At 58.8% G+C, this 17,516-nt stretch carries 12 protein-coding genes and 1 pseudogene; 10 read left to right on the plus strand and 3 right to left on the minus strand.

The annotated features are described in order from the left end of the window. The first annotated feature begins 15 nt into the window (after window positions 1-15). The 7 genes and pseudogenes from GX444_08790 to GX444_08820 all read left to right on the plus strand — a co-directional run bounded on the left by GX444_08790 (window position 16) and on the right by GX444_08820 (window position 9,558). Window positions 16-1,698 (plus strand): sigma 54-interacting transcriptional regulator, encoded by a 1,683-nt coding sequence (locus GX444_08790; GenBank protein NLH48687.1) that lies wholly within the window; start codon window positions 16-18, stop codon window positions 1,696-1,698. A gap of 233 nt (window positions 1,699-1,931) precedes the next feature. Continuing rightward, window positions 1,932-3,110, plus strand: a complete 1,179-nt coding sequence (locus GX444_08795) for a HAMP domain-containing histidine kinase (protein NLH48688.1) — start codon at window positions 1,932-1,934, stop codon at window positions 3,108-3,110. A 42-nt stretch (window positions 3,111-3,152) separates the two neighbouring features. Next, complete coding sequence (gene aqpZ / locus GX444_08800; GenBank protein ID NLH48689.1) at window positions 3,153-3,851, plus strand: aquaporin Z; 699 nt, start codon at window positions 3,153-3,155, stop codon at window positions 3,849-3,851. A gap of 76 nt (window positions 3,852-3,927) precedes the next feature. Further along, window positions 3,928-5,721, plus strand: a complete 1,794-nt coding sequence (locus GX444_08805) for an OmpA family protein (protein ID NLH48690.1) — start codon at window positions 3,928-3,930, stop codon at window positions 5,719-5,721. A 146-nt stretch (window positions 5,722-5,867) separates the two neighbouring features. Continuing rightward, entirely contained in the window at window positions 5,868-6,710 is an 843-nt protein-coding gene (locus GX444_08810; protein NLH48691.1) for a DUF4382 domain-containing protein, read from the plus strand. 97 nt (window positions 6,711-6,807) lie between these two features. Beyond that, the gene (locus tag GX444_08815) at window positions 6,808-7,389 is read left to right on the plus strand and encodes a DUF3332 family protein (GenBank protein ID NLH48692.1); all 582 of its coding nucleotides are present in this window, start codon (window positions 6,808-6,810) and stop codon (window positions 7,387-7,389) included. A gap of 90 nt (window positions 7,390-7,479) precedes the next feature. Continuing rightward, a pseudogene (locus tag GX444_08820) lies at window positions 7,480-9,558 on the plus strand (hypothetical protein). A gap of 204 nt (window positions 9,559-9,762) precedes the next feature. On the opposite strand, the gene GX444_08825 reads toward GX444_08820, so the two are convergent. From GX444_08825 to GX444_08835, 3 genes are all read right to left on the minus strand, one after another. After that, entirely contained in the window at window positions 9,763-10,734 is a 972-nt protein-coding gene (locus GX444_08825; protein NLH48693.1) for a hypothetical protein, read from the minus strand. Between the two features lie 78 nt (window positions 10,735-10,812). Continuing rightward, window positions 10,813-11,247: a large conductance mechanosensitive channel protein MscL gene (gene mscL / locus GX444_08830; protein NLH48694.1), complete on the minus strand. Its 435-nt coding sequence runs from the start codon at window positions 11,245-11,247 to the stop codon at window positions 10,813-10,815. A 26-nt stretch (window positions 11,248-11,273) separates the two neighbouring features. Continuing rightward, window positions 11,274-12,245 (minus strand): TerC family protein, encoded by a 972-nt coding sequence (locus GX444_08835; GenBank protein NLH48695.1) that lies wholly within the window; start codon window positions 12,243-12,245, stop codon window positions 11,274-11,276. A gap of 239 nt (window positions 12,246-12,484) precedes the next feature. Here GX444_08835 and GX444_08840 point away from each other — a divergent pair, with 239 nt between their 5' ends. From GX444_08840 to GX444_08850, 3 genes are all read left to right on the plus strand, one after another. Next, complete coding sequence (locus tag GX444_08840) at window positions 12,485-14,158, plus strand: hypothetical protein (GenBank protein ID NLH48696.1); 1,674 nt, start codon at window positions 12,485-12,487, stop codon at window positions 14,156-14,158. Between the two features lie 36 nt (window positions 14,159-14,194). Next, window positions 14,195-15,589, plus strand: a complete 1,395-nt coding sequence (locus GX444_08845; GenBank protein ID NLH48697.1) for a Zn-dependent exopeptidase M28 — start codon at window positions 14,195-14,197, stop codon at window positions 15,587-15,589. Window positions 15,590-16,422: 833 nt separating this feature from the next. After that, window positions 16,423-17,142: a hypothetical protein gene (locus GX444_08850; GenBank protein NLH48698.1), complete on the plus strand. Its 720-nt coding sequence runs from the start codon at window positions 16,423-16,425 to the stop codon at window positions 17,140-17,142. Window positions 17,143-17,516 lie beyond the last annotated feature (374 nt).

Genomic DNA, 17,516 nt, shown 5'->3' on the forward strand with positions numbered 1-17,516 from the left:
GAAATCCTGGCGTACTTGGATCAGATCCTCTCCGAAAGCCGACCGATCGCGTTTTTGCGGATCGATCCCGAAGGCTTGCCGCTGCATTGCGGCGGGGACTGCCGGCACTTCGGCCTGGACTCGTTGCGCGAGGCGATCCGGGTGGACGACCAGCTCGATTTTCTGTTCGGCCTGTTGCCGCTGCCGGATGAAAGGCTGGTTCTGCCGCTGGTGCGGATGGCGAACGGTTCGATCGCGGAAGTCCATCTGGTCCGGGACGACGCCGCGGGCGACTGGATCCTTTTGATCGATGCCGGCGCCCATGCCAGAGAGCACCTGAGGATGCAGCAATACGCGGACGACTTGAACCTCCTGCGCAAGCAGCAAGAGCGGCTGCTGGCTCGCATCGAAAAGAACAACCAGGACCTGCAGACCATTTTCAATCAGATGCGGCTGATCACCGCCATCGTCGAGGGCGACGGCCGCGTTTCGTTCATCAGCGAAACCGGTCAGCAATGGTTGCAGCGCGACGCCGCGCAGATCATCGGTTTGCCCTGGGAAGAGGTGCTGCCGTTTGCGGAGCAGGATCAGGACCGGATCCGGAATTTATTTTCCTTGCCGGCCGGCCAGCGCGAAAAACTTCACCTGCACGGGCAGACCGAGCCGGGACGGCACTTTTGGATCGAACTCGACCTGCAAGACGATCCGCGCGACGCGAATAGAAAAATCATCCATCTCTACGACTGGACGGAAATTCACGATCTGCGCCGCCAGCTCGACGAAAAGGTCCGGTTTCAGGGACTGATCGGAAAAAGCAAACAGATGGAACAAGTCTTCGACCTCATCCAGGAAGTGGCGGCGGTCGATTCCACTGTATTGATCGAGGGCGAAACGGGATCCGGCAAGGAACTGGTCGCGCGGGCGATTCATCATTCGAGCCTGCGCAAGGACAAGCCGTTTATTGCCGTCAACTGCGCCGGTCTGGTCGACTCGTTGATCGACAGCCAGCTCTTCGGACACAAAAAGGGCGCCTTCACCGGGGCGATCACCGACCAGATGGGCGTGTTCGAGGCCGCGGACCAGGGGACGCTGTTTCTCGATGAAATCAGCGACATTCCGCCCAACGTGCAAACCCGGATTTTACGGGCGCTGGAACAGCGGGAAATCACCCGCATCGGCGAAACGAAAATCCGCCAGGTCAATGTCCGCATCCTGGCTGCCACCAACAAAGACCTGAACCTGGAGGTCGAGAAGGGGAATTTCCGGTCGGACTTGCTGTACCGCATCCGCGTGGCGCGGATCACGATTCCCCCGTTACGCGATCGCGGTTCGGATATTCCGTTGTTGGCCGACGTGTTTCTGAAAGACGCCGGCGCTTCAGCCGGCAAGGAAATCGACGGCTTCAGCAGCGAGGCCATGCGCATCCTGTGCGAGCATCAATGGCCGGGAAATGTCCGCGAATTGCGCAATGCCATCGAATACGCCGTGATTTGTTGCAAGGGGCCGGTCATTCAGGCCAGGAACCTGCCGCCGGAAATATCGGAATCCTCCGTTCACCACAAGGTCGACGGCTTGCTCCGGGATTTGGATGAAAAGGAACGGATCATCGTCGCCCTGCAAAAGACGCGCGACAACCGCAAAGCCGCCGCGAAACTGTTGGGCATCAGCCGGGCCACTTTGTATCGTTACCTGGAAAAGTACGGTCTTTCCGCCAAGTAGAGATTTTCCCAGTCGGTTGGTCACCATAAGACACGATATAAGACACCATTGAGACACCCGTGACAGGCTGTCCCAGGTTCGCCTTTCGGCCGAAAACGGTTCATCTATTTGATTTAATTGTGAATTTTATTTCATTTCTCGATACACCGATTTGGCATGCGCCATGCTTTTTAGGGAAAATGAAGCGATTCTTTCGGTTTGCGATCGAACCAGGCTCGAAAAAAGAGGAAATAATGGATAGAATGCCGGAACTTATTTCTGATTATCTCTTAGATATAGTTTTGAGAGATCTCACTCCGGCCTATTTCCAGATCGATGAAAAAAAACGGCTCCTTTCCTGGGGGGGCGATCTTGGAAAATTTGGAATCGACCCGGATCATCACGTGTCGCTAAGCATCGGTGAGCCGATTATCGATCTGCTGCCCTTTCTGGAAGGAGCGTTTCCGGCGGCCGGCGAGACGATTTGCCTACCGTCGGTGGAATTAACCTCGGAACGTTTTGCCGACGTCCATCTCATTTCGGGAGAGACCGGATATCGTATCCTGCTTCTCGATTCGACGACCGTGACCACTCAACAAAAAGCCCTACGTGAAAAGATCAATGCCTTGCGACTGTCCAACGCGCAGAACGCGCGGCTGATGAAAAAATTGAATTTTGTCAATAACTTATTAGTGGACTCGATGAAGCAGGTCCAAGCGAAAAATAAGGTTTTGCGAGAAATCGCCCAGAAGCGGGAAGAATTTTTCAGCTCGGTGCTGCATGACATCCGTTCGCCGCTCTCCTCGGTCCAGATGTTCATGGATGGAATGAAATTGGGCGTTCTGGGCGAACTGAGCGAAAAGCAGAAAAAGTTGTTGGATCGGTTGGCTGAGGCGCTAAAGAAGCAAATGTCCCAGATCAACGAAATGGTCGTCTCCGTCCAGTACGATGTCGATGATCTACGCTTGGATCGACAAACGGCGAACCTGAGTGAGTTTCTGCAGGAAATCTTTGTTGAGTTCAAACCGATCGCCCGGAAGAAAAACGTGGATCTCTTTCTGATGGAAACCGACGATCTTCCCGCCGTGCAATTCAATAAAAATAAAATCCGACGAGTACTTGAAAATTACCTCACAAACGCGATAAAATTTACTCCTGAGGGAGGAAAGGTTATTTTATTCGCAAGCTTTATCGCCGAGGAGGCGGCGATCAAGGTGTCGGTGCGTGACACGGGCGTGGGAATCGACGCGGCAGACATCCCGAAATTATTTCAAAAATATCAACGCGCGAACAACAAGCCCACTGGTGACGAACCGAGTTGCGGGCTTGGCTTGTATATTTGCCGGCGCATCGTCGAAGCGCACGGCGGCAAGACTGAAGTTCAAAGCCAGATCAATAACGGCAGTACTTTTTCTTTCACCTTGCCGGTCTGAAAAAACCGGCCGGTACGTAAATGGGAGAAAAGGAGAAAAATTATGTCCTTGAATAAACGCGCTCTGGCCGAGATGATCGGCACCTTTTGGCTGGTTTTCGGCGGTTGCGGCAGCGCCGTGCTGGCAGCGGCGTTTCCGGGAGTCGGGATCGGTTTCCTGGGCGTCGCGCTCGCCTTCGGTCTGACCGTGCTGACGATGGCCTACGCGATCGGCCACATTTCGGGTTGCCACCTGAATCCGGCGGTGACGGTCGGGTTGATCGTTGGCAAGCGTTTCCCGCTGAAGGAAGCGCCACACTACGTGATTGCCCAGGTCATCGGGGGGATTCTTGGCGCGGGGGTCCTCTATTTGATCGCCAGCGGCAAAGCGGACTTTTCGCTCGCCGGGGGTTTCGCCGCCAATGGTTTCGGCGAGCATTCTCCCGGCGGTTACAACCTGCCGGCCGCGCTGGTGGCCGAGATCGTGCTGACCTTCATGTTTCTGATGGTCATTCTCGGTGCGACCGATCCGCGCGCTCCCCAAGGATTCGCCCCGCTTGCCATCGGCCTGGCGCTGACCTTGATTCATCTGATCGGCATTCCCGTCACCAACTTGTCGGTGAATCCGGCGCGGAGCACCGGCCCGGCCGTGTTCGTCGGCGGGTGGGCGCTGGCCCAGCTTTGGCTCTTCTGGGTCGCGCCGATCGCCGGCGCGGCGTTGGCCGGGATCGTGTATCCGCTGATTGGGAAAAACAAAGAATAGTTTGCTACGGCAAATTAGTGATTAAGAATAAGCGAGGGATTCCAAGCAGGTCATTAACCAAGAAAGGAAATTAATAATGAAAAGAACACTGTTTGTGGCGCTAGCGGTCGCACTTTTGCTTACCGCCGCGGCCTTTGCGGAGGACACCGCGATTCTCACCGACGACAAGGGATTCAACCTGGCGCACTTCCGTCCCAATATTTTCGGCGGCCATTACCTGGCCATCGAGGATTCGGCGGCGCTGTGCCCCTGGACCATCGGCGGCGGGCTCTACTACGAATACGTCAACAAGCCGTTTTCCTATTACAAAGACAGCGGCACGGGCACGGAAACGGAACTGGATTATATCGGCCACTATCAGGGCATCCACGGCGTGCTGGCCTTCGGTTTGTGGGAATGGATGAGCCTGGGCGCGACCGTGCCGTACTACATGGCCCGGATGCGTCCGGTCGAGGATTTCAGCCTGGCCGATCCACCGGCCACTTTGCCGGAATTGTCGAACGAGAGTTTTCTCGGTGACGTGAAAGCCGAAATAAAATTCATGCCGCTCGATGCGAAGGAGCACGTTTTCGGCATCGCCATCGCGCCGTACGTCAACTTCCCGACCGCCCCGAAAGACAGCCTGTTCGGCGAGGGCCGCACCACGGGCGGCGGCAACTTGATCCTGGGTGTCGACACGAAATACATCAACTTCATGGCCAACGGCGGGTATCTCTACCGCGGCAAGGGCGAATTGATGACCGCGGAAATGGGCGACGCCATCACCTTCGGCGCCGGCATCGGCAATGCCTATGACAGCGGCTTCGAATGGTCGATCGAGGGCTTCGGCTCTTACTATTTCATGGACGACGAAAACGACATCCTGAAAAACAACGTCCCGGTGGAAGTCCTGGCCACGCTGCGCTATCGCTTCGGCGCCAATGGTCCGCGGATCGTCGCCGGCGGCGGCACGGGCCTTTCGGGCGGCCCCGGCGCCGGCCAGTACCGCGTGGTCGGCGGCATCGATTACTTCTGCCACAATTGCGGCCCCGAAACGGGCGTCCTGACCATCAAAACGGTCGACCAGAACAACAAGCCGCTCGCGGCCACCCTGTCGATCGTCGCCCCCGACGGTAAGAGCCAGACCGTCGCCTCCACCGGCGAATGGAACTCGGAATTCGTCGTCGGCGATTACAGCGCGAGCGCCTCGCGCGAAGGGTTCCAGGGCGATAAGCGGTCCGCTTCGCTGTCCGCCGACGGCGCGGTGATCACGCTGATGCTCAAGGAGATCGTCAAGCCGAAATCGCCCACCACCGTTTCGCTTTCGCTGCTCGACAAATGCAGCAACAAACCGGTGAAGGCGGCCGTTGTGCTGAAAGACGGCGCGGGCAAGGAAACCGCCATCGCGGTCGGTGAAAACGGTTACCAGGGCGCGCTGGCGGCGGGAACCTACCAGGTCACGATCTCGGCGGACGGCTATCAGCCGAAGACCGACTCGGTCACCCTCGTCGCGGAGAAAGACACGCCCCTCAAGGTCGCGTTGATCAAAAAAATCGAGTTGAAAGGCACGATCTTCTTCGCGGTCGCCAGCGACAAGATCCTGGCGAAGTCGTTCCCGGTGATCGACGACGCCGCCGAACAGATCAAGGGTCTCTGCCAATATTCCAAGATTCGCCTCGAAGGGTACACCTCCTCGGAAGGCAAGCTGGAAATGAACAACGAGCTGTCGAAGAAGCGCGCCGCGGCCGTGAAAGCCTATCTGGTAAAGAAAGGCATTCCGGCCGACAAGTTGGAATCCGAAGGCTACGGCCCGAAGAACCCCATCGCGCCGAATGACACCGAAGCGAATCGCGCGAAGAACCGTCGCGTCGAGTTCATCATCGTCGAATAAAAGGGTCGGTCGGCTAACGGAATCTTGCCCTTCCCAAACCAATGGGAAGGGCAAGATTCTACCCTTGAAAGGGGGGATGTTCGCGATCAAGAAAAAAACGTTTCCTTGAAAAAATCAAGCATCAGCAGAACAGAAAGGCAAAGAAAATGAACACCAGTTTTCGTCACGTCCTATCGGCGACAGTGGTCTTTGCGGCCATGTCGGTCATCGCGATGATGATCTCCTGCGGGGGCGGCGACGATGACGACGATAACGCCGTTGCGCCGTTTTCGCTGTACCTGATCGATGCGCCGGTAACCGACGCCGATGAAATCAACCTGACTATCAATGCCGTTGCGGTGAATGGCCCGGAAGGTTGGACCGATCTGGCCGTCACGCCGGAACGCTACAACCTCCTGGAACTGATGAACAACGCCGGAGTGGTGTTGGCCGAACAGGATTTACCCGCGGGCGATTACGGCGAAATCCGGCTGGTAATCGAATGCGAAGGTGACGAAGCGCCCGAGATCGTGATCGCGGGTGAGAGTTATCCGCTCCAGGTACCGAGCGGTTGCACCAGCGGTTTCAAACTGAAGGGCGAGTTTTCGTTGGTCGCGGGTCAGGAAACCATGCTGATCATGGATTTCGACATGACGAAGTCCGTGCATGAAACCGGCAACGGCAAGTACCTGCTGAAACCGGTGGTCCGGTTCGTGCAGGCGGACGCTGCCGGCAATCTCATCGGCCTGGTGACGCCGGTCGTGCCGCGTACCGTCGTTTACGCCTTCGAAGCCGGCGCCTTCACCGGCGATAATTTCGACGACGCCGTCAACTCGACGATCATTCGCGATGACGGCACCTTTACGATTGCGGCCTTGCCGGCCGGCTCCTACGATGTGGTCGTGGTGGCCGCCGGTTACGAAATCGCCGTTTATGTCGAGGATGTCGTCATCGAGGCCGGAACCGACCGGACGCTGGAAAATCCCATCGAGCTGACGCCGGAATCGTAAAAACCGGCGCGGATGCTTCTGATGCGGATCGGCCGGGAAAGTTCGCGGGGAAGTTCTTTCCCGGCCGCGATTGTCTTAACCCGAAAGGAGAAACGCCATGCCCAATCGTGCTTTCCGGATGATCGCCCTGATTCTGGTGTTCACCGTGCTGATTTTTTCCTTCGCTTCCTGCGCGGGCAAGTTTTCGCTGACCCATAAATTACTGAACTGGAATCTGAGCCTGAACAAATGGCTCGGCAGTTTCCTCTTGTTCGTGTTCATCATCTTGCCGGTCTACGGTATTTGCCTGTTGATCGACTGGGTGATCCTCAACGTCATCGAATTCTATTCGGGCAACAATCCGGTCGCCGCCAACTCCCCGCCGGCGACCAAGACGGCCGTCATCGACGGGCGGCAGGTCTCGCTGACGATGTATCCCGGAAAGGGCGTCAACCTCGATCTGGCGACGGAAGAAACCGACGGCAGTGTCCGGCTGATGATGGTGCGGACCACCGAAAACGGCGTCGAAGCCAAGCTGATCGAAAACGGCAAGGAATCGCTCATCACCGCCCGGCCCGGCGCCGACGGCGACGTCGTGCGCTGCGTCGAAAGCCAATGCCGGTCCATCGACCGGGAAGAACAAAGCGCCATGCTGGAGGAAGTCGAGGGCCTGGATCGTTTACTGGCCGAGGCCCATTAATAGTACGGTCCGGTCGGAGCGATTGAAAGTTTCGGAACGCGAAGACGCCGATTTCGCGGGAAATCGGCCGTTTCATCGCCGGGAGGTTTCATGTCGAACGAATCGCTGAAATATCGCTGGACCTTTTTCCGCGCCGGCGGCGTCGATCAGGTGTCGTTGCGCCAGGGCGCCGATTTGCGACAACTGGGTCAACTCGACCAGAAGCTCTGGACGGCATTAGCCATGCCGACCAAGGGAGTCGAACTGGACGCCCGCACGATCGCGCTGCTCGACGCCGATCAGGACGGCCGGATTCGCGTGCCGGAAATTCGCGCCGCGGTCGCGTGGGTCTGCGACGTGCTGCATGACCCCGACGAGGTATTCAAGGGCGGCGACAGCCTGCCACTCGCGGCCATTCGCGACGAGTCGGTGCTGGCCGGGGCGCGCCGCGTCCTGCAAAACCTCGGCAAATCCGAGGCCGAGACCATTTCCCTTGCCGACGTGCGCGACACCGACAAATTCTTTTCCGCCGCCAATTGCAACGGCGACGGTATCGTGCCGCCGGAAACCGCCGGCAGCGAGGACAAGGCGCAAATCGTCCGGGACATCATCGCCACCGTCGGCTCGGTGAACGACCGTAGCGGTCAGCCGGGCATCGACCAGGCGAAGGTCGACGCGTTTTTCGACGAAATCGCCAAATACCTCGACTGGCTGACCCTGGCCGAGACCGACCCTTCGTTGCTGCCGCTCGGCGAGGCCACCGCCGGCGCGTTCGAGGCGCTACAGCCGGTGCGGGCTAAAATCGAGGATTTCTTCACCCGCTGCCGGCTGGCCGCGCTGGATCCGCGCGCGGCGCTGGCCGTCGGCGGGACCGAAGCGGAATTTCTGGCGCTCGCGGGCAAGGAACTTTCTTCCGCCACGCCGGAGTTGCGGCAACTGCCGCTGGCTGCCGTCACCGCGAATCGCGGGCTGCCGTTGCGTACCCTGCTCAACCCGGCCTGGCTCGACGAAATGGCGGCCTTCGTCGCCAAGGCGGTGGACCCGCTGCTGGGTGCGGAACACGTCGCCCTGAGCGAAGCCGACTGGAAAACACTGCAGGCGAAGCTGGCGCCCTACGCCGCCTGGCTCGCCGCCAAGCCGGCGGTCGTCGTGGACAAACTGGGGGCGGAACGGTTGCGGTTTCTCGCCGGCAGCGGAGCGCGGCAACAGATGGAGGAATTGATCCGCGCGGATTTGGCCGTCGCCACGGAAGTCGCTCAGGTCGCCGCGGTGGAAAAGCTGCTGCTCTTTCAACGGGATCTGCAGCGCGTGCTGAACAACTTCGTCAACTTCGGCGATTTTTACGCGAAGAAGGACGCGATTTTCCAGGCCGGCACACTTTACCTGGATGGCCGGGGTTGCGCGCTATGCCTGGAAGTCCTCGATCCGGCCAAGCATGCGCTGATGGCGGGTCTTTCGGGCATGTACCTGGCCTATTGCGATTGCACCCGTCCGGGCGGCTTGAAAAAGCAGATCGTGGCCGCGTTCACCGACGGCGACTCCGACAATCTGCTGGTGGGCCGCAACGGCGTTTTCTACGATCGCCAGGGGCAGGATTGGGACGCGACGATCATGCGCATCGTCGCCAATCCGATCAGCCTGCGCGAGGCTTTCTGGTCACCCTATAAAAAACTGGGGCGCATGGTCGCCGAGCAGGTAGCCAAGCGGGCCGCCACGGCCGAAGCGCAGTCGCAGACCAAGCTGGCCGGCACGGCGGAAGCCACGGCCAACGTGGACAAGGCGGCCAAGCCCGTCGAAGCGAAGAAGATGGACGTCGGCACGGTCGCCGCGATCGGCGTCGCGGTCGGCGGCATCGGCGCCATGGTGACGGGGCTGGCCAGCGCCTTTTTCGGGCTGGGCTGGTGGATTCCGGTGGCGCTCCTGGGCATCGTCCTGGTGATTTCCGGGCCGGCGGTCATCCTGGCCTACCTCAAATTGCGCCGCCGCAACCTGGGGCCGATTCTCGATGCAAGCGGTTGGGCGATCAACGGCCGTGCCCGCATCAATGTTCCCTTCGGCGCGGCGCTGACCGATCTGGCGGTTTTACCCCCCGGCGCGAAACGAATGATGAGCGACCCGTACGCCGAGAAAAAGCGGCCCTGGAAACTGTATCTCTTCCTGCTGGTGGTGCTGCTGCTGGCGCTGGCCTGGTACTTCGGCAAACTCGATCCGTACCTGCCGCTGCAATTGCACTGCGGCAACGTGCTCGGTTCCTATGCGCCGGCCAGCGCGCTCCCGCCGCCCGCGCCCACGCCGGTTCCCGTTCCCGCGCCGGTGCCGGCGCCGGTCCCGCCTCCGGCGCCTTGACCGAATGATTGAACAGGGACGGGGAGGGCCTCACGGTCCTCCTTTTTTTTATTTTTCGCCGGCGGTTGCCGCTTCGTGATCTTGCCGCGTGTAAATGTAATCGACGCCGCCGAGAATGCGGTAAATCGGCGCGCCGACTCCCTGGCTGACGCCGGGGCCCGCGCCGACCAGCGCCCGCGGGCCGCTTTGGCCGAAGCGGTAGCGCAGGGTCGCCAGCACTTCCATCGGGTTGTTGTGAAAGATTTCCCGGTCGTCGACGGCGTAGTAACCGCCGGTGTATTCCAGTGAGAATCCGAAGCCGCCGGCGAAATCGCGCGCGATGCCGGCGCCCCATTGATACGCATCGCCGACCGTTTCCAGCAGCACGTCGTTTTCACCGCGGTACAGATAGCCGCCCTCCAATCCGAGGTTGAACGGGCCGAAGTCGTGGCCCAGGGCCAGCTTGCCGCCACCCGTGATTCGCCCTTCGCCGAGATAGCTTTCGGTCTTGCCGGTCGGGAAGTCGACGAATGGGATCAACGCCAGGCCGAGCCAATGCTTGTCTTGGCGCAGTACGCCGAATTTCAGGGCGGCGCGGATATCGCCGACTTCGAAGCCCCACTCGAGGTCTTTTTCTTTCAGCTCGGTTTCCGCCAGCGGATGGTAAACATCCTCGACCGGACGGTGGTTGGCGTAATGCAGCGGCACGTCCAGGCCCAGGCCAAGCCAATCGAGCGGGGCGAACGAAAGCAGGAGATCGCCAGTGAACAGGTCGGCGAGGTAATCGAAACCCGGGTCGTCGTTCTGGTAGTCGGTCAGCAGGCTATGGGTGTAATTGAACAGCGCGCCGGCGTGAAAGCTCAGGGCGCCCAGGGGGCGCGATTCGTCCAGCGAGACGAACGGCCCGCCGAAGATGGACGGCCGGAAAAGTTGGACGTTGATTCCCTGATCGTCGTCGCCGTCGGCGGCGCGGGCGAAAGCCGAAAGGACGAATATCGCCACGAATAGACCAATGCCGACGAAAACCTTTTTCGTTGCCATGCGGTTCTCCCCCGAAACGAATCGTGATGGCGCTTGGTTGCCGAATTGTCGTGATTTAGCGCTTTTTCGGCGCCGAAATCAAAGGTCCGCCGTGCAGTGCGGACACTTTTTCGCCGGTTCGGGGATGGCGGTGGCGCAAAACGGGCACGGCTTGGTTTTCATCTCCACCATCGTCACGGGCTTGGGCGGCTGCAGCTTGTTAACCGCCCGCACCATGAAGTACACCGCCAGCGTAACGATGAAAAAGTTCAGCACGGCATTGATGAACAGGCCGTAATTCAGGGTCGGTGCGCCGGCCGCCTTGGCGGCGGCGATCGAATCGAACGGCACGCCGGTCAGGCTGATGAACAGGCTGGAAAAATCGACGTGGCCCAGCAGCAAGCCGATCGGCGGCATGATGATATCTTCCACCAGCGAGGTGACGATTTTTCCGAAGGAGGCGCCGATGATGACGCCGACAGCCATGTCCAGCACGTTGCCGCGCAAGGCGAACGCTTTGAATTCCTTCCACATGCGACCGACTCCTTTTCAACGGACGATCAGGAATTCGCCTGCCGTTTATCGACCCAAAGCGAGGCGACGACGGCGATGGTCAGCATGACGATGATGATGCCCAGGCTGAGCAGGACCGGCACGTGGATCAGGTCTTCGATCAGCATTTTCAGGCCGATGAAGCCCAGGATTGCCGCCAGGCCGACGTTGAGGTAACGCAACCGGGTCATCATGCCGGCGATGAGAAAGTACATCGCCCGCAGGCCCAGAATGGCGAAAATGTTGGACGAATACACGATGAAGGGATCCTTGGTGATGCCCAGCACCGCCGGCACCGAGTCGAAAGCGAACAGCACGTCCGAAAATTCCACCACCAGCAGCACCAGGAACATCGGCGTGGCGAGCCAGAGCCCGTTGGACCGGGTGAAAAATTTCGTGCCGTCCAGTTCCGGGGTGGTGCGCAAATATTTTCTCGCGATCCGCATGATCAGCGTCTTGGACGGATCGATCGGCTCGCCCTTGTCGAAAGCCAGCTTCACGGCGGTGTAGATCAGGAAGGCGCCGAACAGGTACATCATCCAGTCGAAGTGCGAAAGCAGGGCGGTCCCGGCGTAAATGAACAACGCCCGCATCACCAGGGCGCCGACCACGCCGTAAAACAGCACCCGGTGCTGGAACTCCAACGGAATTCGGAAAAAATTAAAAATCACCAGAAAAACAAAGAGGTTATCGATCGACAGTGAGCGCTCGACCAGGTAAGCGGTGAAAAAATTCAGGGCGTCGGTGCCGCCATGGTCGTGCCAGATGTACCCGTTGAAAATCAGTGCCACCACCGTCCAGACGACGCTCCAGATGGCCGCTTCCAGCAACTTGATCTCGTGAGCTTTGCGGTTGAAAACCACCAGGTCGATCAGCAGCATGCCCACGACGATGACCCAAAAAGCCGCCCATTCGATCGTTGTTCCTGATCCGCCCAAGCGAGCCTCCTTACGTGCTTTTTCGCCCAAAAGGGGGGTCATTGTAACGGCAAAGTCGGCCCCCGACAATCGACTCGCCTCGCCTTCGGGAAGGGCCGTTAAATTTTTCAATACCCATTCAATTTGGGCTTGGGTTTTTTCTCAATATTTGTATATAATCCCTCGGTTTAGTTTGTCCACTTTGTATTTTCAGCCCCTCCCGGGGCGTTGTATTTGGGGAAACCACGAAGGCGGGGAACATGAATACGCATGGGCTTAGGGTTGACCATTCGCGGGGTCGGTTGAGCTTTCTCCTGTTTTCCATCGCATTGTTTTCCCTGGTCGCGTCGGCGTGGCCGGCGGCTGCCGTGGCCGCGACCTGTTATCAAGACGGCGACGGCGACGGCTTCGGCAACGCAAGCGTTTCGCAGATCGTCGGCGGCTCCACTTGCCCGGCGGGTTGGTCGCTGTTGGGCACCGATTGCGACGACACCCGCGCCGCCATTCACCCCGGGGCGACCGAGATCTGCAACGGCCTGAATGACAACTGCGTCAACGGCGTCGACGAAAGCAACGTCTGTTACACCGTTTACTACTGCGACGCCGACGGCGACGGTTACATCGGCCTGAGCATCTCCGCCAGTTGTACCACCTATCAGTGCGTACCGGACGACTGCGCGACTACGCCGGGCGACGACTGCAACGACCGCAACCGGGCGATCCATCCCGGCGCCACCGAGATCTGCAACAACCTCGACGACAATTGCGTCGGCGGCATCGATGAAAACGGCGTGTGCTACCTCGATTACTATTGCGACGGCGACCACGACGGCTATTTCAGCGCCGTACCTTCGGGCAATTGCAACGCGTATCAATGCCTGCCCGCCGGTTGCCAATCGGCGACCGGCGACGATTGCAACGACGCGCTGAGCGCGGTGCATCCGGGCGCGACCGAAGTCTGCAACGGCATCGACGATAATTGCGCCGCCGGCATCGACGAAAACGGCGACGCGTTGTGCGACGACGGCGCCTACTGCAACGGCGCGGAAACGTGCGGCGGCGCCGCCGGCTGCCAGGCCGGCGAGATGCCTTGTGGCGACGACAACCCGTGCACCGCCGATTCGTGCGACGAAGCCGGCGACGAATGCGTTTACGATCCGGCGCCCTTCAACGGCGACACCTGCGACGACGGCTTCTGGTGCACCGATCACGACATCTGCCGGAACGGCGAGTGCGCCGGCCTTCAAAAAGACTGCGACGATGGCATTCCCTGCTCGGTCGATACTTGCGACGAAACCGCGCGGCAATGCGCCAACGATACCGACGTCTGCGCGGCGATCACCGTCGCGCCTGACTGTGGTGCCGCCGAGTTCGACCGCTGGATCACGGTTCCGGTGACGATCGGCGAAGTGAACGGCGAAAACGACCTCGGCTTCACGCTGACCTACGACCCGGCCCTGCTCAAGGTCGTCGGCTATACGCTCCAGGGCGGCGTGCTCGAAAATTGGCGCGAAACCTTCGAATGCGTCGAAGGCGCGGCGGGCGAGGCGGTCTGCGCCGGCCTGTCCGACCATCCCCTGGATCGGGCTTCCGCGGCGACGCTGGTCAAATTTTTCCTGGCGCCGCAGGCCGAACCGCCCGCGGCCGTGCCCATCCTCCCGGCCGAAAGCGCGGTAGCCGTATTCGCCGCCGACCGGGCCCTGGCGACGCTGGCCGTGATCGATCTGCAAGCCGATTTGCAATACATGTCCGTCGACGAATGCACGCTCGAAACCGGCGACGACGATGACGACGACACCGCCGACGATGACACCGCCGACGACGATACGGCCGACGACGACACCGCCCCGGCCGACGACGACACTACCGGCGACGACAGCGACGACGACACGCCCCCGGGCGATGACGACACCGCCCCGACCGACGACGACAAGAATTTCGGCGACGAGAATTCGGTCGACAGCGGCGGGTGCTGATCGCCGCCCCATCACTCCCTAATCAAGGAAATCATCATGAAACGCTGGTGGCTTTTGTTTCTGGCGCTGGGATTCGTTTGTGCCGCTCCGGCCCTGGCGGCCGACGTGGATCTGTTGGCTCTGGGCGCGACCGCGCCGGCGACGGCCGGGTGCCGTTCGGCCGTGCGACTGACCTTCGGCGACCGGCAGGTGGTGATTCACGACGAGGCTTGTGAAATCCCCGCCGCCCAGGAATTGGCCGTCGGCGTTCCCGCCGAACGGCTTTACCTGGTGCGCGACCTTCGCCCGCTGGCCGATCGCCTCGGCTACGCCGTGCTGTACGGCCGCCGCGGCATTTACCTGGCGCTGGTGACCGACCTCGACGGCCTGCGGCTGGAGCCGGATGTCCGGTTGCAACCGGTGTCGCAAAACCGGGTGGTGACGGTCGTTCCGCCCGCCGGAAAAGCCGAGCCCGACCCGGTGGTCGAGTCGGTGTTGGCGGAATTGCAGACCGCTTCCTATGGTGAATACCTAACCGAACTGGCGGGCGATCTGCCGACCCGCTATTCCTGCACGAACGAGGTGCTGTCGGCTCGCGACCTGATCGCCGGGCATTTCACTGAACTGGGCCTGGACACGACCACGCCGACCTTCAACAATTTTTGTTTCGATTGCGTGAACGTCGGCGGCTTCAACGTGGTCGGCGTGAAAACCGGCACGGTGCGGCCCGATGAATATGTCCTGATCGGCGCGCATTACGACGACACCAGCGGCGATCCCTGCGATACCGCGCCGGGCGCCAACGACAACGGCAGCGGCGCGGCGGCGGTGCTGGAAGTCGCCCGGGTTCTGGCGGCGCACGACACCGAGGCGTCGATCCTGTTCGTGACGTTCGGGGGCGAGGAGTTCGGGATGCTCGGCAGCCGGAAATTTGTGCAGAATCTGCAGGCGGCGGGCATCGCGTCCAATCTCAAGGGCTTTGTCGTGATGGACATGATTTCCTTTTACCAGAACACGTGGGGCGCCTCCCTCGAGGGGTCGAACGGCAATCAGGCGCAGATCGACGCCCTGTTCGAGGTCGGCGGCCTGGCCGGCACCTATACCGATTTGTCGGTCGACGGCACCTACGATTATTGGGGCAGCGATCACGAACCGTTTCTCGACGCCGGGCTTCCCGGGGTGCTGATCATCGAAACGGATTGGGACCTGGATTCCGCCTACCACACCGTCAACGACACCTTGGATCGGCAGGACCTCGATTACGGCCTGGAAATGACCCGCCTGGCCGCGGCGGCCGTCGCGACCTGGGCCGTGGTCGTGCCCGAACCGGCCGATGACGACACCGCCGACGATGATACCGCCGACGATGACACCGCCGATGACGACTCGGCCGGCGACGATACGGCGGGCGACGATGACGACGATAACGACAGCGGCGGCTGCGGCTGCTGATTTTTCCGTCACCTCGGCTTCGCCGACCGCGTGTCCACGGTAGGAGCGGCTTAGCAGCCGCGATACAAACCCTACGCCGTCTTTTCGTGCGCCAGCCGGAATCCACATGACTGCCGACATGGGTGCTTCATGCCGTAGGCATGGTTGAAAATAGCCCAGCGTTTCAACGCTGGGTTTCGGTTCGCGCCATTGTTCTTCGTGCCGTAGGTACGTCCGCATGATCTCCCATATTTTTCGTGGTGAATCATGTGTCGAGGCACGTCCCTGACGGGACGAAACAATCCGCGGCGTTCATCCCCAGCGTTGAAACGCTGGGCTGGATTCAATCGTCTCTGACGGGACGTTAGGATATTTTGAAAACCCTATGCCGTCGTTCCCGGCGAAAGTGGGAATCCACACCACCGCCAACCGACCTTTCATGTCGCCGCCCACCAACCCGTCATGCCGAACTTTTTTCGGCATCCGGAATCCACACCGCTTTCACTTTGAAAATTCTCTGATTTACAAGACTTGACTTTGACAACGCAAGATAGTGTTATTTATCCATGTGCTGGGGAATAGTCGAGAAGTCTGTTGTGGGGATTCCGACGGCGGTCGAAGAATGGAGTTAAATAATGCTCCAGAAATTTTAATTTCTATATACTATCCCCGGAAATAGACGGAAATTGATCAAGACGTATTCGGAATGACTTGGTGAGAAGGAAATAATTATGAAACCATTATTAATTAGGATAAACCGCTTATTCATTTTTCTTTTTCTATTATCCATCGCTCATCTTTGTTATGCGGAAAATGTTATAATAATGTATGATAATTATGGCCAACAACAATGAGTGAAAAGACTGGATAACATCTATTTCGATGCCCAGAACAATCAATATCGCAAATCAAGCGGCCACCTGGCTAAACATGCATTTATGACGGAATTCAGGGAATGGCTGATCGAAATGCCGCAAAATACGTATTTTTATAAAGTAATTAATAGCGAAATATTCGTTCTTTTACAGGATCACCCGGAAGGGGGGCGAAAAATTTTCACATACGACACCACTGGTCACTTCATTTGGGATGTAGACTTTCAACTTTCCTCGCCGGGGTTATTGGAATTGGCGGATAGTTTGTTGTTCCTTGATTTTGCCACCGACCTATCAACAATCGATACTTATCAATATTCTTTCTCGGGCGAACTATTGTCGTCAGATCATGATCCATTGCCCTACGATAGCTTGTCGAATGCCTGGGTTTCTCTATTGGAGAATGATGTTGAAAAAAATATTTATTATTTAATTCGAGCGGAAAACGCCGATAGTGAATTGAATAAAATCGATTCAAGCGGACAACCGGAGTGGAACTGCAATTTGGAGCAGGAGTTTAAATCCCAGTATGACTTGATCGATCATGGCGCCGTGTCGCCAAGTGGAAACACCTATATTCTAATTGATGAAAGAAAGCCGGCGGGTTTGGGCATGATCGATTGCCGATTGCTCTTCATCGATCCAGATGGTCAACGGCAGGACAACATACCGCTTCAATGGCCGACCGAATCCTCCTGATGGGATGAAATAAAGGTCGATTCAGAAGGCCATATTCTGCTCACGGCGGCCAATGACGATGAAGACGAATATAAGATGATAAAGATCGACAAATCGGGCGAGCTATTATGGGAAGTATCTCAGCCGTTATTTGTTCGCACTTCCGGTGGGCATGAATTCTATGAATATCATCAGGTATTGATAGATTCGGAGGATAATGTCTATCTCGCTGGTGATAAGACCTGGGATATTGATAAGGTAGTGTCAACAATCTTTCGCACTTTGGGTTAGGATCCTCTTTCGGTTGAGGGTTCCCAGCCGGTCGCCTTCCCCCGAGGGGGAAGGCGAAGCCCGGTCAGGCTACGCTTTCCCGTTCGCGGTCCGCGTCGCGGAGC

Source organism: Myxococcales bacterium (assembly GCA_012517325.1).
Classification (GTDB): Bacteria; Lernaellota; Lernaellaia; order Lernaellales; family Lernaellaceae; genus JAAYVF01.